At 40.3% G+C, this 22,262-nt stretch carries 20 protein-coding genes, 13 tRNA genes and 1 pseudogene; 9 read left to right on the top strand and 25 right to left on the bottom strand.

Features of this window, described 5'->3' with window-relative positions; genetic code table 11:
• Positions 1-52 precede the first annotated feature (52 nt).
• The 3 genes from EDD67_RS11075 to EDD67_RS11065 form a co-directional block, all read right to left on the bottom strand.
• The gene (locus tag EDD67_RS11075; protein WP_121440073.1) at positions 53-3,637 is read right to left on the bottom strand and encodes a hypothetical protein; all 3,585 of its coding nucleotides are present in this window, start codon (positions 3,635-3,637) and stop codon (positions 53-55) included.
• A gap of 94 nt (positions 3,638-3,731) precedes the next feature.
• The gene (locus EDD67_RS11070) at positions 3,732-5,003 is read right to left on the bottom strand and encodes a hypothetical protein (protein WP_121440072.1); all 1,272 of its coding nucleotides are present in this window, start codon (positions 5,001-5,003) and stop codon (positions 3,732-3,734) included.
• 37 nt (positions 5,004-5,040) lie between these two features.
• Complete coding sequence (locus EDD67_RS11065) at positions 5,041-5,601, bottom strand: hypothetical protein (RefSeq protein WP_123875837.1); 561 nt, start codon at positions 5,599-5,601, stop codon at positions 5,041-5,043.
• A 345-nt stretch (positions 5,602-5,946) separates the two neighbouring features.
• Between EDD67_RS11065 and EDD67_RS11060 the strand changes: the two genes are divergently transcribed.
• Positions 5,947-6,294: a hypothetical protein gene (locus EDD67_RS11060; protein WP_121440070.1), complete on the top strand. Its 348-nt coding sequence runs from the start codon at positions 5,947-5,949 to the stop codon at positions 6,292-6,294.
• A gap of 121 nt (positions 6,295-6,415) precedes the next feature.
• Positions 6,416-6,622 (top strand): hypothetical protein, encoded by a 207-nt coding sequence (locus EDD67_RS11055; RefSeq protein WP_121440069.1) that lies wholly within the window; start codon positions 6,416-6,418, stop codon positions 6,620-6,622.
• Positions 6,623-6,753: 131 nt separating this feature from the next.
• Here the strand turns inward: EDD67_RS11055 and EDD67_RS11050 are convergent, their stop codons facing one another.
• Positions 6,754-7,164, bottom strand: coding sequence for a hypothetical protein (locus tag EDD67_RS11050; protein WP_121440068.1), 411 nt, complete (start codon positions 7,162-7,164; stop codon positions 6,754-6,756).
• Between the two features lie 520 nt (positions 7,165-7,684).
• Positions 7,685-8,266 (bottom strand): GIY-YIG nuclease family protein, encoded by a 582-nt coding sequence (locus EDD67_RS11045; RefSeq protein ID WP_158638219.1) that lies wholly within the window; start codon positions 8,264-8,266, stop codon positions 7,685-7,687.
• 216 nt (positions 8,267-8,482) lie between these two features.
• Here EDD67_RS11045 and EDD67_RS14045 point away from each other — a divergent pair.
• Positions 8,483-8,710: pseudogene (locus EDD67_RS14045) on the top strand (helix-turn-helix domain-containing protein); the annotation flags it as partial.
• Between the two features lie 161 nt (positions 8,711-8,871).
• Here EDD67_RS14045 and EDD67_RS11035 read toward each other — a convergent pair.
• Positions 8,872-9,522, bottom strand: coding sequence for a hypothetical protein (locus EDD67_RS11035; protein ID WP_121440066.1), 651 nt, complete (start codon positions 9,520-9,522; stop codon positions 8,872-8,874).
• Between the two features lie 232 nt (positions 9,523-9,754).
• On the opposite strand from EDD67_RS11035, the gene EDD67_RS11030 reads away from it, so the two are divergent.
• Positions 9,755-11,116 (top strand): hypothetical protein, encoded by a 1,362-nt coding sequence (locus EDD67_RS11030; protein ID WP_121440065.1) that lies wholly within the window; start codon positions 9,755-9,757, stop codon positions 11,114-11,116.
• 558 nt (positions 11,117-11,674) lie between these two features.
• On the opposite strand, the gene EDD67_RS11025 is transcribed toward EDD67_RS11030, so the two are convergent.
• Both EDD67_RS11025 and EDD67_RS11020 read right to left on the bottom strand, forming a co-directional pair.
• A complete protein-coding gene (locus EDD67_RS11025) occupies positions 11,675-11,941 on the bottom strand; it encodes an AbrB/MazE/SpoVT family DNA-binding domain-containing protein (protein WP_121440064.1) in 267 nt (88 codons plus the stop codon).
• Positions 11,942-12,781: 840 nt separating this feature from the next.
• Positions 12,782-13,033 carry an AbrB/MazE/SpoVT family DNA-binding domain-containing protein gene (locus EDD67_RS11020; RefSeq protein ID WP_121440063.1) on the bottom strand — a complete coding sequence of 84 codons (252 nt, stop codon included), beginning with the start codon at positions 13,031-13,033 and terminating at the stop codon, positions 12,782-12,784.
• A gap of 445 nt (positions 13,034-13,478) precedes the next feature.
• Between EDD67_RS11020 and EDD67_RS11015 the strand changes: the two genes are divergently transcribed.
• From EDD67_RS11015 to EDD67_RS11005, 3 genes are all read left to right on the top strand, one after another.
• Positions 13,479-13,970 (top strand): hypothetical protein, encoded by a 492-nt coding sequence (locus tag EDD67_RS11015; RefSeq protein WP_121440062.1) that lies wholly within the window; start codon positions 13,479-13,481, stop codon positions 13,968-13,970.
• Positions 13,971-14,586: 616 nt separating this feature from the next.
• Positions 14,587-15,006, top strand: a complete 420-nt coding sequence (locus EDD67_RS11010) for a hypothetical protein (RefSeq protein WP_121440060.1) — start codon at positions 14,587-14,589, stop codon at positions 15,004-15,006.
• Between the two features lie 17 nt (positions 15,007-15,023).
• Positions 15,024-15,314: a helix-turn-helix domain-containing protein gene (locus EDD67_RS11005; protein WP_121440059.1), complete on the top strand. Its 291-nt coding sequence runs from the start codon at positions 15,024-15,026 to the stop codon at positions 15,312-15,314.
• Between the two features lie 256 nt (positions 15,315-15,570).
• On the opposite strand, the gene EDD67_RS13975 is transcribed toward EDD67_RS11005, so the two are convergent.
• From EDD67_RS13975 to EDD67_RS10990, 4 genes are all read right to left on the bottom strand, one after another.
• A complete protein-coding gene (locus tag EDD67_RS13975) occupies positions 15,571-15,726 on the bottom strand; it encodes a hypothetical protein (RefSeq protein ID WP_162843807.1) in 156 nt (51 codons plus the stop codon).
• 92 nt (positions 15,727-15,818) lie between these two features.
• A complete protein-coding gene (locus EDD67_RS11000; protein ID WP_121440058.1) occupies positions 15,819-16,862 on the bottom strand; it encodes an IS1595 family transposase in 1,044 nt (347 codons plus the stop codon).
• A gap of 363 nt (positions 16,863-17,225) precedes the next feature.
• Positions 17,226-17,759, bottom strand: a complete 534-nt coding sequence (locus EDD67_RS10995; RefSeq protein ID WP_121440057.1) for a hypothetical protein — start codon at positions 17,757-17,759, stop codon at positions 17,226-17,228.
• A 292-nt stretch (positions 17,760-18,051) separates the two neighbouring features.
• Positions 18,052-18,948 carry a replication-relaxation family protein gene (locus tag EDD67_RS10990; RefSeq protein WP_121440056.1) on the bottom strand — a complete coding sequence of 299 codons (897 nt, stop codon included), beginning with the start codon at positions 18,946-18,948 and terminating at the stop codon, positions 18,052-18,054.
• 159 nt (positions 18,949-19,107) lie between these two features.
• Here EDD67_RS10990 and EDD67_RS10985 point away from each other — a divergent pair, with 159 nt between their 5' ends.
• Both EDD67_RS10985 and EDD67_RS10980 read left to right on the top strand, forming a co-directional pair.
• Positions 19,108-19,431: a DUF771 domain-containing protein gene (locus EDD67_RS10985; protein ID WP_121440055.1), complete on the top strand. Its 324-nt coding sequence runs from the start codon at positions 19,108-19,110 to the stop codon at positions 19,429-19,431.
• Between the two features lie 100 nt (positions 19,432-19,531).
• Entirely contained in the window at positions 19,532-20,641 is a 1,110-nt protein-coding gene (locus tag EDD67_RS10980) for a tyrosine-type recombinase/integrase (protein ID WP_121440054.1), read from the top strand.
• 333 nt (positions 20,642-20,974) lie between these two features.
• Here EDD67_RS10980 and EDD67_RS10975 read toward each other — a convergent pair.
• From EDD67_RS10975 to EDD67_RS10915, 13 genes are all read right to left on the bottom strand, one after another.
• Positions 20,975-21,060: transfer RNA gene (locus EDD67_RS10975), tRNA-Leu, on the bottom strand.
• A 23-nt stretch (positions 21,061-21,083) separates the two neighbouring features.
• Positions 21,084-21,173, bottom strand: a tRNA-Leu gene (locus tag EDD67_RS10970).
• 17 nt (positions 21,174-21,190) lie between these two features.
• Positions 21,191-21,265 (bottom strand) — tRNA-Cys (locus tag EDD67_RS10965).
• A 5-nt stretch (positions 21,266-21,270) separates the two neighbouring features.
• Positions 21,271-21,345, bottom strand: a tRNA-Gly gene (locus EDD67_RS10960).
• Positions 21,346-21,352: 7 nt separating this feature from the next.
• Positions 21,353-21,427, bottom strand: a tRNA-Gln gene (locus tag EDD67_RS10955).
• A gap of 11 nt (positions 21,428-21,438) precedes the next feature.
• Positions 21,439-21,514, bottom strand: a tRNA-His gene (locus tag EDD67_RS10950).
• Positions 21,515-21,528: 14 nt separating this feature from the next.
• A tRNA-Trp gene (locus EDD67_RS10945) sits at positions 21,529-21,602 on the bottom strand.
• Positions 21,603-21,624: 22 nt separating this feature from the next.
• A tRNA-Tyr gene (locus EDD67_RS10940) sits at positions 21,625-21,710 on the bottom strand.
• Positions 21,711-21,765: 55 nt separating this feature from the next.
• A tRNA-Thr gene (locus EDD67_RS10935) sits at positions 21,766-21,841 on the bottom strand.
• A 4-nt stretch (positions 21,842-21,845) separates the two neighbouring features.
• Positions 21,846-21,921: transfer RNA gene (locus EDD67_RS10930), tRNA-Phe, on the bottom strand.
• A gap of 11 nt (positions 21,922-21,932) precedes the next feature.
• A tRNA-Asp gene (locus tag EDD67_RS10925) sits at positions 21,933-22,008 on the bottom strand.
• A gap of 17 nt (positions 22,009-22,025) precedes the next feature.
• Positions 22,026-22,102, bottom strand: a tRNA-Met gene (locus EDD67_RS10920).
• Positions 22,103-22,169: 67 nt separating this feature from the next.
• A tRNA-Val gene (locus EDD67_RS10915) sits at positions 22,170-22,245 on the bottom strand.
• Between the last annotated feature and the right edge of the window lie 17 nt (positions 22,246-22,262).

Raw genomic sequence — 22,262 nt, 5'->3', positions numbered from 1 at the left:
TCAAACCAACAAAAAAAGAGGGGAAAATCCCCCTCTTTTTCTATCTTGCTTATTACTCATACCCTGAACCTTGGCTAATCCCCGTGACATCAAATTCATGCGTTTTTTCGACCTCTCGCATCACATCGGTGTAAGGGTTAGACGGCATACGGTAATTATCTGTTTGTTCGCCATCTACCGGAAGGTCACAATTCGGCGCCGGAGAGGTAATCCCCGAACAACTGCCATCCTCATCTTCAATCCGAATCGTCATTTCTTGGTGCAAATAATCCCAATATTCGTATTGACCGCCATACGGTGATTCTGTTCGTTCATCATCGCCCCACTCTGCAGCTAACGTCCGGTGCGTATTATCACCGTCAAAATCATCAAAACGCAACTGGAGCGGATTCGTATGTCCCTGCCAATCCGAAGGCACTAAGTCGTCATGGGAATACGCCCACGTTGTGTTGGTTTGGTTCGTAATACGATACGGTTCTTCGTCGCCTTGCCCCCAAGGATTTCTCATATCCGGTGAAATGACACTGCCATCGTCTTGATTAAACGTATCCCCGTCACTCCACTGCAAATACGCATCATAATCATACGTCGCATCGATGTCTGTAATGACAGACTGACCGCCGATAAGAAGTTCTGTCGGACTGTGCGAGAAGAGAAACGCTTCTTCATACGTTTCGCCTTTACGGTAATTTTCTTGCCCGCTCGGGGTGCGCATATCGCTCGTAGAGAACAAGTCAAACTTCACGCCGTTCCAATAATCTTGGTTGAGGCGGTGGTCGATGCTGTTATCTGGAAACCCGGTATTCGTTCCTGCCACCGGATAATCCGTATCTGTTGTAAACGTCTCGCCCGATAACGACTGCCAGGAAATCTCCGGTCGTTCAGCAACGTTTGTATACACTTCCGTTCCTCCGTCATCATACGTCACCTCAGCGGCAAAATCATACCAGTGTCCCGTTTGATAGGTCGTGTTATTAAACGCCATCGTCTCGCTCATCGGATAATCCGAAGGCGGTGCGCTTTCACTGCTTCCTTCATACGGCGTTGCATCCACTTGCCCCATGCCGTGTGTATCGACATCATGAAGACTGTTATGCGGCGCAGCGGTTAACGTAATATCCTGATGACCGATAAGGTTAAACGGCACATCATCCACGCCCGGAGCATAGTCATCACTCAGATACGTCCACCCCGGTCTCAAATCATTATTATACGAATCGTGCGGGTACTGACAATCAACTTGATATTCTTTCGATACGGGGTCGGTAATATAGAATTGGTTAATGCTGTCTGGACTGTGGCTCTGTCCTTTTGCGTCTGTAAACCCGTTCCACGTTTCACCGATGTAATTGACCTTTTCCCCGGACGAAGCCACTTGCGACGTCCATACTTCTTCTTCGTAGCTCACATCTTCACTGCTCGTATCTTGCCAATTCACATCACAGTAGTAATCCCCGCGATAACCTGTTCTGCCTTCAGTCGCAGGTTCATCTATCGTCGTATCTACCGCATACACTCGCTCCAAAAACGCATCCGCGGAGTGGTCGTTATGGACATACTCAAAATCAACTTCCCGTTCCTGGTTCATGATTTGATTTTGCCCGGTATCATTTTCTATATACATCGTATCCGTACAGTCGTTTTCGAACGAACCACGCGCATTATCTTGAATCACAACATGGTCGCCTTCATACCCCGGATAATCTCGCGTACACGTCATATCCGAATACGGTTCATCTTGGTATTCGCGCTGTTCATTCGTGCCAGAGTCCGAAAATTCGATATCTAGGTCTGTGGCGTAGTAGTAATATTCATACTGGTCTGCTTGAAGGTTATTTTCACGATAAGTCCATCGCGCTTCACGGAATCCATCGCCGTAATCGTAATCCCAACCCCATTCTCCTTCAAAGAACCTGGAGCCGTCTGTTTCAAAGAAATACATCATATCATCTGAACAATCCCGCTCATGAACATAATCTTCCCCTGTGACAGAAGGGTGGTAGGTGACTTGGCACGATGGTTGTTCAGGTTCATTTTCGTATTCTTCTTGATTTGCCGACCACGAAAACCCTTCGTGTGTGCTGGTTGTCGATGGTGTCGCTTCGCCGCGCTCATGCGTTTCCAATACCGTGACTTGATGCGGCGAATTATCATTTTCATGTCGAATTGTCCCTACATCACTTGCCGGGTCATCATGATAGGTACGATAATCATTTACTTCAATTTCTTCCGCCAAAACTATCGTTCGGTAATCATCCGCACTAATATTGTTTGCCCCATCTGAATAACCGATTTTATATTCTACGTCTGAATAGGAACGTGTCAGCGTGCTGCTTCCACCCGTAAAAACTTTTTTCATACTATCCACGGGATATTGCGGGTGTTGGTCAAACCACGACGAATGAAATTCTGAGTCTGTTTCGATTTCGACTTCATCCATACAATCCTCCGACCCAAACGGACCGTAATAATACCTGGTACACGTCACATTTTCATCCACCGGAACCTCAGACAGTTCTTGATTATCCCCGTGGTCACTCCATTCCCGGTTATGACCGTATACTTCTTTTTTCGTCGGTTCGCGCGTTTCATCCTCGACATCTATATGCGATACATACCAACGCATTTTCGAATCAACATCACCAGCTCCGGTGTATTCATCAACGTAACTGTACGCCCAACCATCACCAGGACCTCCTCTTCCAGTCATTGAGTCTGAGGTAGCTACGCGAGATATGAGCATACCTTCCTCAACTTGCGGGGGGCCTCCTGACATTTCACCAACTCTATTATAGCGGTTTCTCATTTGTTCATACTCTTCTTCATCTATGCGCCCTTCATATTCATCTGTCGCATTCCGCTGCGTCTCCGCATTGTGCATATCTTGAAATTCTAGCCATTCATCGCCTGCGACCTCGGCTGCCATTTCATCTGCGATTTCATCACTCGTGCTGTCATTATCTCTTACCGACTCAGTCCAATCCATTTCTCCCTCACTACAATCTCTTGTTACACCGTTCCCATACGTCAATGTACAACTTTCCGGGTTAAGGGGCGTAGAACCATCATCTTCAAACAATATATGCTCGTCCCCTGCATCAATATCTACATCCGTTACCCAATGAACATCTTGGCTGTAAGTTCCTGTTTCGCCGTTCGCCGTTGCTTCAACATTCACCGTCGTTGTTCCGTCTGGACGCGAACCACTTTCAGTCGCGTCAATCGCACTTCCCGGCAAAGTATCTTCACCTTCAATGTTAAATTGTGTTGTTTCGTACCCTTGAAATTCATCGGCTTCATAACACACATAGACGACATCATCTGGCGGGTCATCTTCGGGAACACGTTCTGTATATAAAGGGGCTTCCATATCATATGTATAACTTTGCGTGGCGGAAAAATCCGTGCTGGCCAATTCTTCGTCATACAAAACACTCCCGCTGTACCGCGGTTCAACAACCAGTTCATCATAGGAACGCGACCCCGCTTCTTCTCGCTGGGCATTCCAATCATGATATTCCCCGCCATCCGTACACGCTTCAACGGTTTCTGTTTCCGCTTGCACATCCCCGGGAGTTACAAAGGATACTACACTTACCCAAACAGCTCCTGCTATATACCAAAATGGTCGCTTCACACGCCACCTCCTTTTTTCACCATAATCTCCCTCTTCTTATAGCAAAAAAAAACAGGAAATCAAGAGTTATCCTCTTGAAATCCCGTTTTATTTGTTAATTTTTACGTTCTTCTTCCAATCTGTTGTAAACACCGTCTAAATGTTCTAATAATTCATCAATTGCCATTTCCTCTACACCACTTTCTACATATTCAGTCCCTCGCCCTTCTGGAACCTTATACGATTGCACAATTTTTTCATAAAATTCATCTAATTCCTTAAATTTCGGGGGAGGAGAATCTTCATTATCAGATTGCGAATCTGAAGAAATCCGAGTTTCTATTTCTTTAACTGAATTCGCCTCCGATAAAGAGGCATGTCCCAACCAATAGTAATATGCTTTTTCCCCACTTTCTTTTTCATAACGGTAGTCAGCATTAAATTCACCCATTTCTATCTCTTTCTTTCTTTCACCACCATAGACTATATCCGCTAAAAATCCAGCATTGAACGATAGTTGATAACCTGCGTATTCCTCGTGACTAACTATTCCATAATTGTCGTTGTAAACAAAACCTTGTCCCTCTTTTGGAAGCATAACAATTCCTTCTCCACCACCTTCTTCATCTAAGTCCACTTCTTCCATCTCGATATATTCACCATCGAACTCGAAATACTCCCCATCATCGTCAACGTCTTCTTCACTCAACCCGCTATCGTAGTTCTCTTCGATGAGCCGGAAATCTTCGTTCGTCCGAAACGTATCGACTAACCGTTCAGCAAACACATCACCGTCTTCAAATACCGGGTCTTCTTCATCTTCATCATTGAATTCCGGTTCGAATTCAAATACTAAACGCTCGTCAGCATTGTCATCATCGGTTTCCATGACATAAAAATCGCTGTATTCTTGTTGGGAAGCACCCGTACGAAACGCCTCTTTAACGCGGTGAGCATCGGTTTCTAAGGTTTCGGCGTGTTCTTTCTGTTCTTCTATCCAATCATCACTCGCATAATATTTATAAAACCACGTCAGATTGTTATTACTCGCATAATGGCGTGTTTTCTCAACACCGTCTTCTTCGACCGTATCGCTATTGGTGTAACTTATCTTCATCGTACCTTCGTCGAAAATATCCGTCTCACTTTGGTCAATACCGCGCGATTCATCAACAGTTCGGTCTAACAAGGCGTCATGTTCCTCGCTCGAAATTTCCCCTTCATCCTCGTCATTCTCTTCGTTGTTATTCTCTGGTTCCGCGTTTTCTTCATTCGCTTCATTATTCGCATCTTCATTCTCGTTCTCTGCATCCGCTTCTTCGGTATTATCACTGCACGCGCTCAATACCAGAGCCGCGCTCACAGCAGCTAACCATCCTTTTTTCATACCTGCAACGCCCCTAACATGTTAAAAATTAAATTTGTTACCATTCCAATATTGCTGTGTCTTCATCTGTCCGAAAGGATGTCGCGACATTTTCGCCAATCATCGCTTCGTCTTCTTTCTCTTCTATATCATCGTCCGCAGAGATGGCCGGACGGTAGGTGACGAGAATATCTTCATCCTCGACGTGCAAATGGTGATAGTCGATGAAGCCGTCCCCGCTTTCTTCGCGGTAACTCCTCGCCCCATAATGAACATCCGTATCCAACTCCTCAGAACGGGACGCAATCTCTTGCACCTGACTGTCTGACGTTTTTTCCACCCATATATCAATCACGCCGGAATACGCAAGCGAGTGCGCGTATCGGGTGTAGCCTTGGTCGTTTTCTTCTTCCGTCAACTGACGTACCGTTGGCATTTCCAATTCACCTACATCCGAAAACGCAACATCTTCCGTATTGGAAATATCACCAAAACTGACATCCTCACGTTCCGCAAACGCTCTTTTTTCTTCGTATTCCTCGACGGACATATCATTCTTCTCAATTTCTTCTTTGGTCTCCTCGTCTATCGACGCTTCGCCGCAACCGACCAAGAACACCGTGATTATGAACGTGCTTAATGCTGATAGCTTATGTATAATCCGATCCTTCGTTAGAACTTTTTTCAATATGTAAAAGTACGAATACACATGACTTTAGCATTATAATCATTTATTGTAAACTTCTCCATTCATAATGATTATTCCTTAACAATCTCCTCTTTGAATAGTTAAGAACCTTGTAAAAATCATGTACAGCACGATCATTGTTTTTTTGAATTGATTTCATAAATCATGGTAAAATGCAATCAAATGAAAATTCGCACATTTTATAATACTGGCTTTAAAAGACTATTAGTCTAGAAACTACGGGTGAAAACGTTAGTTAAAAAAGGAGTATTTAGAATGAAAACGAAAGTCAAGGTAAATCAAGCGGAAATGAAAAGGATCGAAGAACTTAATAACTTAGTCAAATTATCAGATCGTCCTCGAGAGATACAATTCTATGAAAAAGAACTGCGCTCAATTGCAGCTAAGGCTTTGAAAAGAGAAAGAAAGCAGGCAGAAGGAAAAACGAAAGTGAAAGTAAATCAAGTTGAAATGCAGCGCATCGAAGAACTTAATAACTTAGTAAAGTTATCAAATCATCCGCAAGAAATTAAATTATATGAAAAAGAACTGCGCTCAATAGCTGCGAAGGCCCTAAAAAGAGAAAGAAAGCAGGTAGCAACAACATCGGCGCAAGAGAAGTAAGAGGAAAGCAAGAACTCTTGAATGGATATTTCTTACTATATGACATGTGATTAAAGTACGCTGATCTGTTTCACAGTCTGAAAAAAATTTTAGCAAATAACTATTGTTAGGAGTGAGAAGTATGGGGAGAGTTGTTACGGTTGTAAAAGGTAAAGATCCTAATAAACGAGCCTTTGGTCGCTACGGCGGTGTCAGACACCTGACGGGAAAAGAAGACTGGTTGTTAGAAATGATGGAAAGACGACAGAAGATTATTGATGAAGAAGAGGCCATGGAGCGAGAAAAAGAAGCAGAAGCGAAGCATAGGCAAAACAACAAAGACCAGTAAAATCTAATAGACCATAAAAAAGCGCCGCTTTCTTGGCGCTTTTTTTTATATGAATGATAGTGTTCGCTATTAACCGAAAACTTTAAAAGTGATTTAAATGGAGCAACAGTAACAATGAATAATATTTATGATTACTCCGACGCTAAACGCTCTCGCTTATCTATAGATCCACATTCAAAACTTTGGATTAGAGGAAGCGTATCGCTCTGAGCTATCTTTTTCATTTTTTCCGCTTCTTGAGGATTATCAAGCATATCTTTATAAATGTGTACCCAATCTCCAAGTATAGCTTGGAGAAGTTCGAAATACTCCGATGGAACACGGATTTTCAAAACGAACTTATTCATTTGTTTCGTCTCTTCAGCAAATCCGAAAATCATTGCCTTTTTTAACGCTTGAGCTTTCGGTGAAATAGCATTATCTCTATATCCTTGAAGAGCATTGTTCAACAACTTATCTAAGGAATCTGCATCTTCTTTATTCATCACATAAAAATTATATTCAAAGAAAATGTCGTAACCTGCCTCTGAGTATCCATCCATCCTTGTCGTTGCGAGCGCTAAATATCTTTTAGCCCCGTCAACTCCCCCCCTTTTTTCAATATTACTTTCTATATAAAAAGTTTATCTTGATGCAAAATTTTCGTCAAAAAATATATGGTTCGATGCACAATAGTTTTTGTTGATTCTCTTGAAGATAAAACAATAAGTAGAGTACTCTTGTATATAACAATTTAATTGTCACTATATATTCCAACCCAGGGCACCAAGAACTGGGTCAAAGAATCTTGAAAATTAATTAGACGATATAGATTGTTTTTAAGTCTACATAACTCTAAGCGATCATGAAAAAATAAACCAGTTCTTTGAAAAGCACCGCAGCATTAAAACCGAAAGATATAGTAAAGATTCTCATCACTTCCACTCTTACACCCTCCCTATTTCCATAGGCGCATACAATGTATAAAATGTACTTCCGTCTGGATTTTTTTCAATACCAACTAGACATCATCATAAATTTCACTGTCTTTAAAAGAAAAACGCTCAGACATGCTGAACGTTTCTACTTGCGAGATTCCATTAATTCAGACTGAAATTCTTTTACAAGCTTATAATATTCTTCTATCACCTTTTCTCCATGATGGTTATAATATAATGTAGATTCTTGTAGTTTCTTGGAGTGCTTCGCGGGATTTTTCAAAGAAGCTATGTCTCTTTTCGTCAGCTGAAACAAACTGGATTTCACGCCGTGGTCTTTTCGGCCTCGTTTTCCTTGTGCATCCAGCCGATCGATAATGATGCGTTCGGTTTCTTTCGGATTGGCGCTTTCTATTTCTAAAACAATAGTAAAATCTGATTGATAATAATACTTATGTTCATCTAATCTTTGCGCGACACTTCTAGCCGTTGAACCGATATAATACCGATAGTCGACGTGCTTAGGGTTTGTTAATTCCAGCACATAGACAATTCCTCGATGCTTCTCTTTATAGTCATTTACAATCCGATGAAAGGTTATCGAATCAGAGACAAATTGGTGACCGGCAACGCCAAAATATTTGGCACATAATTCATAAAACTGTTCGTCAGCTTGGTCTTCGATGTCTGGGGTAAATAGCGGGATCGTCATATCTTTGTCACTCATCATGTATCACCTCAAATGGAAGTATAGTTTCGACATGTATCTCAATGTATCGAGGTCAGCTACTTGAAACAAGTTTGCCACTTCATCATCTTCAATGATTTCGGCAAAGTCTTTCGTACGACTGATTTTTTCTGCACTGTCTACCAGCATGTCTGACGGATCTACCTCGTAGTAGTTGCACATTTTAATAAACGTTGTTAGGCGAAACCCGCGCTCGCCAGTTATGAAAGCGGGTCACGCGAGCCATCCGTTGAGTCTTTAATCAAAATCGCGGACTATTTTCAAGTATCATTAGACTTTTTAGTCGGTCATGAAAGTCAAACGATGAAAAAAACGATTGAATTAACAGACTTGCCATCGTATGACGTTTATTTTAATGGCAATAAATTAAACTCTGCCGAAAAAGATAAGCTCAATCGCATGATTCACTTATTTCATGAATAGCTTTTTCTTAAGAGCTTTTCCCAGCTTATTTGCTTCCGATCAAGTACATCACCCCCATTTCTCACTTGAAGAGAAATGGGGGTGTTTTTGTGACATTATTTACAGCTATCCTTTTTACAATATGTATCTATTAATTCTTATCCGTCATTAATTTTATCTTTTTATAGATAATCTCTCTCCCGTCGTTTAAACCAATCGTACAGCCCCGATTCATAGATCCTAAGTTTTGTTTTTTGCGGATACGCATTTATATACGTTTTTAAGTCTGCTTCCGTGATCAGAAAGTTTTTCAGATATTTTTTTATATTGCCGGCTATTTCTGAGAGCGGCTTTTCACTTAAGAGGCCGTCATCGGTCAGTAAATCCAATGATTGCAGAAGCTGATAATTTTCATTCGCAATCTTCACACGAGGTTTTTTAATAATCACTCTCGTCTCGTAAAACATCACTTCTCTCTGCACAGAGGAAGTATTATTTGTCACTACCGTCACCTTTTCAGATGATTGCGAGAGGTCATTAATTTCATTCTTCAATTTCTCGCCCTTAATGTAACCAATAACATTATTATCTCGCTTGATAAACTTTCGCTCAATAATCCGGTTCACACTAATCGTCGGTGAACCAATGAGCGGTTTTTGCTGTGGAATAAAGTAAAGTCCGTTTTTGACTTTTTCAATTACCCCCTTATCTTTCAAACGCTTAAATTGCTGGCGCAGAGCATTCGGATTCATCTCCAGTTCTTCTTGTACATCTTCAGTAAATATCGGTTCATCATAGCCGTACTTATCTACTAAATAATGATAAAACGTCATTCTATTCACATCCAATCTATGTAAAATCATAACATTTTTTAATTTGAATTTTCCTCAAACGTTACAATTTATTTCGTTAATATTTTGTTATTACCTCTGTTTATTTTCTATAAATACCTTTATAGAGAGTTTTTTATAAAAATAGCCCAACAGATTTGTTTTATCTGTTGGGCTATTTTTGTTGACGATGATTTTTTCGCTCACCTCCTTCCTTTAAGAAGGTGGTGATATAGTGACAACAAATGCAAATCGCGAAACTATTGAACGTTGGCAAGACCTGTTTATTTCTGAACAAAAAAAAGCCGGCGTTGTTTTTGCCAGTCGCGATTTTATAACATTAAAGCCTTTTGGGTTGAACGACGTTAACGAAATTGCGCAAAATTACAAAGGCTTAGAAGATTGCTACATAACATTAAATGCTTTTCACGTTGCTAAACAGAGCAAAAATTATCAAAGAACATATGATAAGCTGCGGCAGCTACGGGTTATTGGTATAGATATCGATCAATACGATCAAAATATGAGTCCCTACGAAGCGATCTATGAGTTGCAAAATTTGATTGAATTAGGCGAAATACCAATGCCAAATCTGATTTGCTGGTCACGAGGGGTCCAAGTTTTTTATGGACTAAGCGGTGGCGCAGCTCCGAAAAAATTTTTAAAAAACAAACACGAAGAAATAACCTCAGGCTTAATTAAAAAACTTAAGCACCTTGGCGCTGATGCGAACGCGAAAGATTTGGCGCGATTTTTCCGAATGCCATATACGATTAATAGCAGAAACAATACGGAAGTAAAATGCGAGATTTTCGAACATGAGCTTTATACACTTGCCGAACTAGCAGCATACCTCCCCGTCAAGAAAGGTGAAAACGCGGAGAAAACCAATGATCAAAATAAACTAAATCAAAATAGCCATAAAGACAAAAATACGCTAACCAGAAAATTGATTGCAAAACAGGTTAATGAAGCGCGTGTACAGGATTTAGAAAGTCTATTAAAAATGAGAAACGGTAATATGACGAGGATGCGACACTATTTTTTATATTATTATGGCTACCATCTTGCCATAAATAACTATACTGAAAATAAAATATATGAAAAGATGCAAAACATAAATAATCAAATGTACACGAACGACCCTAAAGCTGATCGTAAAACGGATAAGAAACTTAAAAATTTGGCTTCAAGTATCTTCAAACAAGCCGAATATTTTATAAAACATTTCTCTGCTGCAAACTTTGACTTACACAAAATCGATGATGACAAAGCCATTCGCCCCACAAACTCAGATAACATTATTGAACGGCTCCAGATCACCGATGAGGAACAAAAACAGCTGTTAACGTTGCAAAACACTCCGGAAAATAAAAAAGCCTCGAATGCAAACAAAAAAAGACGCTATCGTCATAAGAAAGGTGAGAGTCAGAAAACTGCTGCAGAATATAACCACGAACGTAAATTACAAACTGAAGATAAACGGAAACAAATTTTAGATTTAAAAAAACACGGCTTTACCAATATAGAGATCGGCAAAAAATTTGATCTGTCGCCAGTGAGGGTCAGTCAAATTATCAACAACCGATCGAAGTAATCTCAGAAATCCCGTTTGTAAAGATACCCATAACAAAAGCCAGTACAAACCGCGATTAATACCGCAACTGTACTGGCTTTTTAATTATTTAATTGAATAATTATGCGATGAACTTTTCGATAACGATACAAATATTTAAACCAATAACCATCAATTAAGTGAAGCCATCCAGCGAAGGGTATCTTCCAATTCATTATATTGAAAAAGTGAAGAGGTTAGTTTCTCTCGCTCTTTAGATTTGCACCTTGCCAGTAACTTAAAATCAGATGTCCGAGTAGAAACGAAGTGAAGTATATATGTTCTACGTAATTATGGGGAACTACTTACTAATGATTTAGAAACACAAAACGTAAAGGAAAATGCGTAGAACATCTTTATACTAAGAAAAGCACACTTATCAATATCACGATACATTGCTAACTAATTCGACATTAACAAATTCTATTCTGGGACACAAGCAGTATCGTTAATCATAAAACCCTAGTATTGAATTGTCCGCCATTATGTGCCCCGCCTCAGACCTGAGAGGCAGAGTTCTATTTCAGTTCGAACAACCGCTCATCTCTTTTTCAGCCTTTGTAACACTTCTTCGTGCTCATCCAAAACCTGATTCAACACTTGTAAAAATTCTTCATCTAAGCCCCCGCTCTGTGAAGTAGGAGCTTTTTTGATAACCATGACTTCCCTCTCTTCATTTACGTCAAGATACCACTTATCCCCTGCCTTAATACCTAACCTGTTCTCGATCTCTTGAGGAAGTTCTAAGGCTAAGCCACGATCGAGCTTATGGACTTCACATGTGTAACCCTTGTTATTTTCTGTCATAATGCTCCCTCCCAATAATGTTGACACGCCCCCCGCGCCGCCCTTCTGTGTAGAAGCACCAGGAGAGTGCAGGGCACCCTTATTTTCCTAAGTACGTCCGTTGTTAGCACGCCTAAGAGTTAGATCCTACTGAGCAATAACTAATAAACACAGCAGTGTATCAAGAGACACCCCGCCGCAGCGAGAGTCATTCAAGGCTTTTCAAACCTGAATATCGCAGACAAATAGAGTACGAAAACCCACACCTGCATAAAACGCCCAAATTTTCCTCACATTGAATTTTTATCTTTTCATGAATATAACCCCTTAAAAGAAGACAAAATTCCACACAAAGATCACAAGACCGAATAAAAGCTAAATATACTTACTTATCAGGTTCGCACAAATACGTTGACTACTTATTATTGTATAATGCCACCCGACAAAACGCTCAAATTTACCTCATATTCATTTCTGTTTCTTCATGGACAAATACCCCTCAAAAGCAACGAAAACTTCACAGAGTAGTCGTGAATACCAAATAAAGCTAAGCACACTCATTACCTGGTTGGCGCAAACACGTTAGCTACTCATTGTTTCAACGTTTGTGTTTTTAAAATAATAATAATAATAGCAATCAAACCCTTTATATTATATCAATATATTTTTATAGGCGCTTTTTAAAGAACTGTGAAGAATTTGTATCTTATTTGTCTACTATTTGAAATAAATCACATAATAGATTCATATTTATGTATTTGTATGTTATAGAAAAATTTCACTGCTAAACAAAACGTAAATTAAGTAGCGAGTGGCAGGGAACTCCTATGGAAAGCTCCCTGCTCTTATTTTGGTTCAACATTAAAGAATTTCGTCTCCCACAGGTTTACTGTCTTCAAATGCAGGTTGCTGCTGCTTTTTAGCTATTTCAGCCAAATCTTTAATATCATACGGCTTATGTTCCTGATTCAAAGGTTCGACAATTAAGCGCCGATTTTCTTCATCAACTGTCACCTCTAATTTGGTATCAGCATCGATATTCAATCCTTCTTTCCATGAGTCCGGAAAGACTAGCACCTCACTGTCACCGTGTTTTATTAGCCTCGTTCTCATAGAATCGCCTCCCTGATAGAGTTTATTGCATATTGTGAATGTATTATACCACTATCGACATTTGCAAAGAATAAATGATTTCCTCTAACGTACTAAACACACAATTATAAGGAAAATAATTTCCAAAAACTAAAATTATGATACACTTAGAAAAAAGAGAGGGGGAATTTATGTCTAATTTTGCAGAACAATATTTCTTGGACAATATCATTTCCGTTTTTACAAGGATACTCATAATAATCATCGATTATTTTAGGGGCATAACTATCGAGATAACTTCATATGAACCAAATTTCATAGAACTTTCAGTAGAAGAAACAATACATTAGGAACTGCTTACACACTACGATCGTTGGCGATGCCCGTGTTCAATTTTATTTGACGGTCACATCTGTTCGTAAAATGATTTTTTAAACCTAACATAATACTGAAGGAGTAAAAGTATATGGACTTTATCAAACACTTAGCAGGCAAATATATGGCTAAACGTGCCATATTAAATCGACTTGTGATCGTCCCGGCGATTACTATTGCAATCATTATGCTTTTTTATGACAGCTTAAGATCCAACATGATTTTTGAAGCTATGTTTGAAGGCTCTCATGACGCATGGGCAGGAATGTTTTCATTTGGCGGGATGGATTCGAGTTGGGTCAGCGAAAAAATCGGTGTTGCATTTATGGCCTACGTTTTTTCATATTTATATACTGCGATTTCCGTCTTCATCAAAATACGAAGTATTGCCCGTGGGTTTATCATGATGTATATCGTTTGGGCTGTAAAGATGATGATTTTAATGAACTTGATTTTGTTTACCCCGTTCTTAATGATGATGGACGTAATTGTGTACATAGTGAGATTTACTGGAATATTCTCAAAGAAAGAAACCAAGCCAATAGTTGAACCGAAAAAAGGTGTAGAATCATCAAACTTATAACTATGTTTACGTCATTACAACTGGCGCTATATCCATTGATCAAGATTTAACAGCTGTCATTCACTAGGAGGATTTCATGTCACACAGCGCTTTACAACGAATCTCATGGTCGCTTTTATTCACTGCCATTTTCTTCGGGGTATTTACAATAGTGGATTTAGTTATCGGAGGAGCTATGAATTGGTCAAGCAATATGAGAGTCTCTTTACTAATCGGTGTATCAACCTTTATCTTGTGGTTCATGAATGACTACCTTATGCGAAAAAACACTAATGACATGTCTTAGCGTATCCATGAACAAGTTTAGGGCTCTCTTAAAGTTATAGTCTTACTATGAATGTTCTAAAAATTTTCTATCAGAGCACTCGGCCAACCTCCATCATATGTTTGGCCGTTTCCAATACTACGAAAATCCTTTAGTTAAAGACGAATAACTATCTGTTCAATCCACTAATAATCACAGTCTATTGATAATAATCTATGCACGTATAAGATCTTCCCTCCTTGATTCATTTATTCGAACACCAGCAAAAAATACTGTAACCGTTACTCTTTCACATCTGATAGCTTTCATGCTATCATAGAAATATAAAATATCGGATTGGATGAACCAACAATGGCATACACCATACACACATTAGGAAACGTCCCCTCTTTCGAAGACTGGCTTTTGAATACTGCCGCACAAGAATGGCAGCAACGAGGCCGCCAAGGTCCTTGGGGCAAAACAGCCGATCAATATATTCGACAAAAAACCATTCTTGAGTATAATCCATATCCACCAGAAAAGGACTTATCAAGTAGAGATGTCGTGCCACCTTCGATTAAACGTGTATATCGACATACAGAGCTCGAAGAACTATATCGCTGGGGAATTAATGGAGCAAAAAAAGACAATCACCGGTTGTTATTTGTGATTCATGAGGATCAAACGGTGTTATTACTGCACCATTTTAATAAAACCTACAACGGGGCGATCCGGCGGCGAGACATTATACCAGCGGAAGAAAGTTATCAAGATTACTGCGATCGATAAGCAAGGAGGAGATTTTAATGAGTAATGGATTCAATAATTACGAACAGGCTGCAGGAAAAGCTCATATTGATCGGTTAAAGCAAGAAGCAGCGCTGGCAGCAACCATCAAAACCAAGCGTCAGCAACATGGGTTATCACAGCAAGCACTCGCGGATGCTATCGGAAAACCAAAATCGACGATCGGTCGGATTGAATCTGGCATCACTGTTCCTCAAGTATCGACGTTATTAGCGATTGCTAACGTACTGCACACCACCTTTTCAATTGGAGATCATCTAACTGATACAAATGATAAAGTATCGTTATAATAACAACACAGAGTATAACCTCTTGTGATTCTTGAATGACCATCTTATGCGGAAAAACACTAATGACACACCTTAGCCCGTCCATGAACTAGTGGACGGGCTCTTTTAACTTTGGCTCTGTTAAAATTCAAGGTTGATATTTATATAAAAAACGGCACTCCCATAAAACTGGAAGTGCCGTTTGGTATAATTGTCTTCTTCAACTAACGCTCCCGTTTGTTGAAGAAGGAACGTTTAGATTTGAAGTTTAACTTAATTAGAATATGAAACTTTTAAGAGACAAAAATCCATATACTAAAGCACCACAAATTACAATAAATAACCCCACCATTACAAATCCATAGAAAAAACCTTTACCCATAGAGAACAAGTCTAAGAACATATTCTTAAACGTACCAAGTACCTTATCCATAATCATCCTCCTCATTAACAAATCATCGTTAGCATAGAACATAATCATCTTATTGAACTAAACTCCCCGTTAGTTGAATAAAGAAACAGCCTTTATACAGTAAATTTAGATAATCTAAGTGTATCATATGTTTCTATATTTGGAATTAAATTCCCTTTAATTATCATATCTTTCATTGTAACTTCGTTTCGCTGATGGTGGGAGCTCTCTAATACTTGAAACCACGCAAGATAATTGTTCAGATACTTGGTAGCGACACCGTTAAAGCGTTGTATCCATCCTTTCAGTCGTCGGTGGTAGTTGTTGACGTTTGGGATGTGATAAAGCCCCTTTGTACGAATTTTACCATCAGACTTGAACTGATAAATGGATATGTTCTTTTCAGTGGCATAGGTTTTAAAGGCACCCCAAGCATCGGTACATAACACATTCTCGTTGGAAAGTTTATGCCCTATGGCTTTATCTAATTGCTCTTTTGTTAATCGTCCCATTCCTAAAGTTTGGGAGAAAGTCACCTTATCACGGTCTCTCGCAACCAGGACACATACCTGTTCATTGCTTATGCCGCGTTTCTTTGCGGAACCGCCCCGTTTGCGAGACTTTCTATTTTTAATCTTTCTTTGTCCTTTTTCAGAGTACAGAAAATAGGTCTCGTCCATTTCAACGATACCTTGGAATTTTGAGATTTCCATTTGTTTTAATGCCGCGAGGAGCTTATGACGCCAATAAAATAATGTGACGTGAGTAACGCCTCCAATCAACTCCGCCGATTTACGAAGCGAATAACCTTCTATCATACATTCAATAAACTTCATCCAACGATTAAGATGACGGGTTCGATATAATGCCGTATTGGTGAGGTCGGTGAACGTCCTTCGACAAGCCTTACAACGGTATCGTTGCTTCTTCACTTCTTCACCATCCGCGATAATAGGGTATTTTCCAAACCGCACAATATGTTCTGACTCGCAATCAGGACAACGATAACCATCCTTATGCTTTCTTTCCGAGATTTCTTCCAGTACCGTTCCTGTTGACGATGACGCAGTAAGAGCATCGATTAAATATTCTCGTAACCGATGTTTTTCCGCTGGATTAAGTTTTTGAATAGCTTTAAGGATATCGGTTGTTCTCACAGTCGTCACCTGCTTTTGTTTGAGGACTCCATTACAGAACATTTGTTCGTTTTAAGCAAATATCAACAACAACCTTTAACAGAGCCTTAACTTTAAATGATTTGATCATTTGCTAAAAAAGGCTGGGTCAAACCCACCCTACGTTTTGCCATCTCAAATCCTACGAAATCCTTATCACGACAACGTTTTTCAATCATATGATTAACCTAGGATTTATGCTTTTAAGATAACTATATATTGATGATTTTTCTAGCATATGATCGAATGACTAAATAAAAAAAAGAGTCGAAACTCTGCTTTTAGTTTTGTTCTATTTTGTTCAACTAACGCACCTATTGTGGCATAAACATACCACAAACTTAACTAACTCCTGGACTTTTTGTACTCTTCGATGTCTTTATAAATGGAATCAAAAACCCAGTTTGGTATGTCCCTCGGATTTGTAGTATCCAGTCGAGCACCATCTCCATATCCCCATGATAATGCAGTTTCTCCGTCATCCCCTACAACAATTCCCTCGGCGTGTGTTGAACTTTCAAAGTCATGGTCACCATATTCATAATTTTCTTCTGTGAAAATAAATGTCGGTTCATCTAAATTTAGAAAGAAAACAGGAACGTCTAATTCTTCGATGAATGGAGCCCATTCCTCAGTTGAAAATTCTTCGAAATATTGGTCTGTTACAAAAAAGGCCTCATAGTCTTGTTGAAACAGATTTTCCAAATCGTCTGTCGAATGAAAAGTTACTTTTTCGTTTGATACGTCTCCAGGAGTATCTCCGAATAATCCAATGTCCAGGTGCTCACCATCATAGGACGCATTGGACTCGTTGTTATCATTGGAACATCCGGCAACAAAAATAAAAATAAGCATTGATGAAATAAATAATTGTTTCATAAACTCCCCCAAAGAACATAAGTTTAGTTACAGCTATAACGCGACATTCTTACGAGCCATCAAATAATCTAAGAATATCATACGTTTCAATAACTGGAAATCCCTTTCCTAATCGATTAATTTTTTTGTGCATTGGATGCTTCTTCGCCCTCACCAAGACCTTACTATCAACATACTATGAAACAACTTTAAAGATACTTTGCATTCACTCTCTGAAAGTTGGCTTTTTCCTTGGCAAATAAACCAAGTCCTGAATTTTTCTACGCTAGACTCTTCTCTACAAAATATTTCTTTATTCATTTACACTTCTATTTCTCCGTAATTTCGGTGGAGCTTCTCTCCCCAAAACCTTTTTCTCCAATGCAGCAACAACCTGATCATCAGTAAGAAAAGTCATCGTCGGTAAAGCGATATGTTGTGAAGCCATATTATTTAACAGTTTGCGATACTTATCAAGCTGTTGCACACGCCCCCAGACTACCCCAAGGTTTTTCGCGCGTACCGATGACGTCGTTACCCAGACAAACGGTTTGTTCAACTCTTTAATATACCCACGTTTTTCCCCGTTTTTATAAAACAGCGTATCCAAGATAAGCAGCATCTTCGCTTCGATCTTTTGCATATTTTCCGTTCCCGTGTCGTATTCAAGAAAGAATTCCTGTCCACCTATTTTCATCAAGGCATCCGGTTTGAAGTGTTTGATGAACTCATATGGTTTACGGTCCTTTTTCGTATCGTACAGATTGACAATATGCTGTATTTGTCTTGCTGTCATATACTCACTCGAAAATTCCACAGCTGCTTCATTTAATCGCGAATCTTTGATGGTTGCGATGATTTCTGCGATCCCCAAGTAATGTTTCCACTGTCCCTCTTTCGCCGGTTTCAACTTCTCATTTTGAATGCCTCGATACTGACAAATATATTGTATCCCCTGTTTCGTTAAAGTATAGGCAACCGGAGAACGGTGCTTCGCTTTTGCAGGCAGCTGAAAAGTTTGAATGTATCGTTTATTCACGTTTTTCTCCAGCTTGCGTAATTTCTTCAACTCATTCCCCAACTTATAAGGAGATTCCTGCCACTCCAGGATCGCATTCAGCTGATCTTTTGTCGCAAACCCCAAGTCAAACAACACATTCATGAAACGCTCGTAATCATGCATCTCTTGATTTAACAAGTGAAATAACATGTCCCTCACCCTTCCTTAAAATACGTTCTATCCAGAAAACAAACGAGAGAATAAAACTGCGCCAATTTGTCGCATTTCAATTGTTATTTTTTTAAAGCTCATTTTCTTCTCTCGATTGCTCCCTAGGTAACAAATCTATTTCGAAACGAGGGAGCTATCATGAGACAACATTTTTCAGTGAACATGACGATTCCTATTCCAGAAGATTCCGTTATGATCACCAAAGCGGAGTACGACGATTTGAAGTCACAAGACTTATTAGGTGTCTACTGGTCAATGAAAGACTTAGAAACGCAGATCAACAAGAAGAATGAATGGATTAAGCAACATATCCTTTATAAAGAGAAGTTCCGTAGCATCTTGGATGTTGAACATGGCGGTTTTGTCTACTATCCGACAAAGAGCGGGCAAACTTGGTCATTCCATGCGAAAAAAATGGCAGCTTTTCTAGACGAACATTTCGAGGAGATCTTCACAAAGTAAAGCACCCGATCCAACCCATCCACTATACAAATAAAAAATAACTCGATATGATGAAGGTGACCCTAGGCCACCTTCCATTGTCATGAAAGGTGGTTCAACAATGGCAAGTATTCAAAAACGAGGTGGAAAATATGAATATACGGTGAGCCGTTATGTCAACGGGTTACCAAAACCAATTAGAAAAGGAGGCTTTCGCACAAAACAAGAAGCACGCATCGCCGCAGCGGAAATTGAATCACAGCGTAACAGGGGCACGTTGCCTCATTTAGATCCAATCCCGTTTGATGAGTATTTTGATCAATGGGTCGAGCTTTACAAAGCAAACATCCTGCCGGCGACCAAACGTCATTACCATTACACATCTAAGGCGATTAAAGAGTATTTTGAAGGTCAGCCGATTCAAAAAATCTCCCGCCAGGATTATCAACAGTTTTTGAATCAATTTGGTGCTACACGCGCAAAAGAAACTGTTGAGAAAGTGAATGGTCATATTCGTTCGTGCTTAAAAGATGCGATCGAGGATAAAATCATCTCGTTCGATTTCACTCGTAAAGCAACGTTAACGTGGACCGTTGAAGCAAAGACCTCGCAGGAAAAACACTTAAGCCTGCAAGACAGTCAGAAGCTAACGCAATACCTTTGGGAACACATTGATGAGAGCTTGAGCCATGCGCTTATTTTAATGGCACTCAATTCCGGTATGCGGTTTGCTGAAATCGTCGGATTAACGTGGGATGATCTCGACTTTGATCATAATACGATCACGGTGAACAAGACATGGGGCTATATGAAACGTAATCCTACGGCTTTTGGAAAGACCAAGAATGTACAGTCAATCCGATCAATCAAAATGGACAACAAGATCATGTCTTATTTTCAAGTCATCAAGCCAGCGATGCCTTGGAACGAACACAATCTCGTCTTTTACAGTCCAACGTCGCAATACAAAGTGTTAAGTAACACAGGCGTAAACAAACTGCTGCGCAAGATACTCATCGAGATTGATATTCAGCCCATTGCTTTTCACGGGTTACGTCACACACATGCCAGCATCGCTCTTTATAACAAAGCATCAATTAATTTTGTCAGTGAACGTTTAGGACATGCCGATATTGAAACAACATTGAAAGAGTACACGCACGTGATCAAGGAATTGAGAAAAGAAGATGAAGATCGAACCGTTGCTTTTTTTGAAAGCATGCTTGAGTAATCTTTTGTGTAATGTGATGTGTAAAGTCTTGCGTTATATGCCATGCTCATTTTTTAAAGCTTAGAAAGCGAGCTTTGGATTAAACAGTAGAAAAAACTTCTTGAAAAGCGATTTAACACAGTTTTTCTAAATCAATTTCTTTCTATCTATCATCACCATTCAATTGTAAATTGATTAATTATTTAGCGCTTCTATGTGTAATTTTTGTGTAATAACGTATCGTTTTCTATCGTTTTCTATCGCATTCTCAAAAAAGAGCAAAAAAAAGAAACACTGTCATGACAGTGTTTCAAAGGTATAACACGTTTTTTATCTTAACGTATCTTAAGGTAATGGTACCGGTGGTCGGGCTCGAACCGACACGGGATAAACCCACACGATTTTGAGTCGTGCGCGTCTGCCAATTCCGCCACACCGGCATATGGTCTTGCTGAAGTTAAGTTGGTACCGAGGGCCGGACTCGAACCGGCACGGTCATACAATGACCGCAGGATTTTAAGTCCTGTGTGTCTACCAATTCCACCACCCCGGCATGGGTTGAGTTAAATGTGGAGGCGGCAACCGGATTCGAACCGGTGGATCGAGGTTTTGCAGACCTCTGCCTTACCACTTGGCTATGCCGCCATATATGGAGCGGAAAACGGGATTCGAACCCGCGACCCCCACCTTGGCAAGGTGGTGCTCTACCGCTGAGCTATTTCCGCATATAAATGGCAGGGCTAGCAGGATTCGAACCTGCGAATCACGGAATCAAAATCCGATGCCTTACCGCTTGGCTATAGCCCTAAATATACTTATGGGGCGACTGATGGGGTTTGAACCCATGCATGCCGGAATCACAATCCGGTGCGTTAACCACTTCGCCACAGCCGCCATATGCTTTTTATTGGCAGGGGCAGTAGGAATCGAACCCACATCGGAGGTTTTGGAGACCTCTGTTTTGCCATTAAACTATGCCCCTATGCCGATAGCTTAATGAAACATGGTGGAGGGGGAGGGATTCGAACCCCCGAACTCTGAGAGAGCGGATTTACAGTCCGCCGCGTTTGGCCAGCTTCGCTACCCCTCCATCTAACAACAACTTTAATATTACAAAAACTTTTCTCTTCAGTCAAGACAAGAAATGGTGCTGGCCAGAGGACTTGAACCCCCAACCTACTGATTACAAGTCAGTTGCTCTACCAATTGAGCTAGGCCAGCAAAGTGGTGGCTCAGGACGGAATCGAACCGCCGACACACGGATTTTCAGTCCGTTGCTCTACCGACTGAGCTACTGAGCCGTTATGTAAAATGGCGGTCCCGACGGGAATCGAACCCGCGATCTCCTGCGTGACAGGCAGGCATGTTAACCGCTACACCACGGGACCTATGTAGAAAAAATAAATGGTTGCGGGGGGCGGATTTGAACCACCGACCTTTGGGTTATGAGCCCAACGAGCTACCAGACTGCTCCACCCCGCGGCAATAATAATGATTTTGTGCTGTGCTCCCAGCCTTGTTTTCAAGACTGTCTCTTCCGTTAAGAAAATGGTGGAGGATGACGGGCTCGAACCGCCGACCCCCTGCTTGTAAGGCAGATGCTCTCCCAACTGAGCTAATCCTCCATATATGGTGACCCCTA

It is taken from the genome of Salisediminibacterium halotolerans, assembly GCF_003814815.1.
GTDB lineage: Bacteria > Bacillota > Bacilli > Bacillales > Salisediminibacteriaceae > Salisediminibacterium > Salisediminibacterium halotolerans.
Note: the sequence above shows the minus strand (reverse complement) of the source record. Positions and strands in the feature narration are given on the sequence as shown.

Bases quoted from the DNA above. Each gene is read 5' to 3' on its own strand.
- EDD67_RS11070 (WP_121440072.1), bottom strand. From the start codon at position 5,003: ATGAAAAAAGGATGGTTAGCTGCTGTGAGCGCGGCTCTGGTATTGAGC.
- EDD67_RS11060 (WP_121440070.1), top strand. From the start codon at position 5,947: ATGAAAACGAAAGTCAAGGTAAATCAAGCGGAAATGAAAAGGATCGAA.
- EDD67_RS11055 (WP_121440069.1), top strand. From the start codon at position 6,416: ATGGGGAGAGTTGTTACGGTTGTAAAAGGTAAAGATCCTAATAAACGA.
- EDD67_RS11050 (WP_121440068.1), bottom strand. From the start codon at position 7,164: ATGGATGGATACTCAGAGGCAGGTTACGACATTTTCTTTGAATATAAT.
- EDD67_RS11045 (WP_158638219.1), bottom strand. From the start codon at position 8,266: ATGAGTGACAAAGATATGACGATCCCGCTATTTACCCCAGACATCGAA.
- EDD67_RS11035 (WP_121440066.1), bottom strand. From the start codon at position 9,522: ATGACGTTTTATCATTATTTAGTAGATAAGTACGGCTATGATGAACCG.
- EDD67_RS11025 (WP_121440064.1), bottom strand. From the start codon at position 11,941: ATGACAGAAAATAACAAGGGTTACACATGTGAAGTCCATAAGCTCGAT.
- EDD67_RS11020 (WP_121440063.1), bottom strand. From the start codon at position 13,033: ATGAGAACGAGGCTAATAAAACACGGTGACAGTGAGGTGCTAGTCTTT.
- EDD67_RS11015 (WP_121440062.1), top strand. From the start codon at position 13,479: ATGGACTTTATCAAACACTTAGCAGGCAAATATATGGCTAAACGTGCC.
- EDD67_RS11010 (WP_121440060.1), top strand. From the start codon at position 14,587: ATGGCATACACCATACACACATTAGGAAACGTCCCCTCTTTCGAAGAC.
- EDD67_RS11005 (WP_121440059.1), top strand. From the start codon at position 15,024: ATGAGTAATGGATTCAATAATTACGAACAGGCTGCAGGAAAAGCTCAT.
- EDD67_RS13975 (WP_162843807.1), bottom strand. From the start codon at position 15,726: ATGGATAAGGTACTTGGTACGTTTAAGAATATGTTCTTAGACTTGTTC.
- EDD67_RS10995 (WP_121440057.1), bottom strand. From the start codon at position 17,759: ATGAAACAATTATTTATTTCATCAATGCTTATTTTTATTTTTGTTGCC.
- EDD67_RS10990 (WP_121440056.1), bottom strand. From the start codon at position 18,948: ATGTTATTTCACTTGTTAAATCAAGAGATGCATGATTACGAGCGTTTC.
- EDD67_RS10985 (WP_121440055.1), top strand. From the start codon at position 19,108: ATGAGACAACATTTTTCAGTGAACATGACGATTCCTATTCCAGAAGAT.
- EDD67_RS10980 (WP_121440054.1), top strand. From the start codon at position 19,532: ATGGCAAGTATTCAAAAACGAGGTGGAAAATATGAATATACGGTGAGC.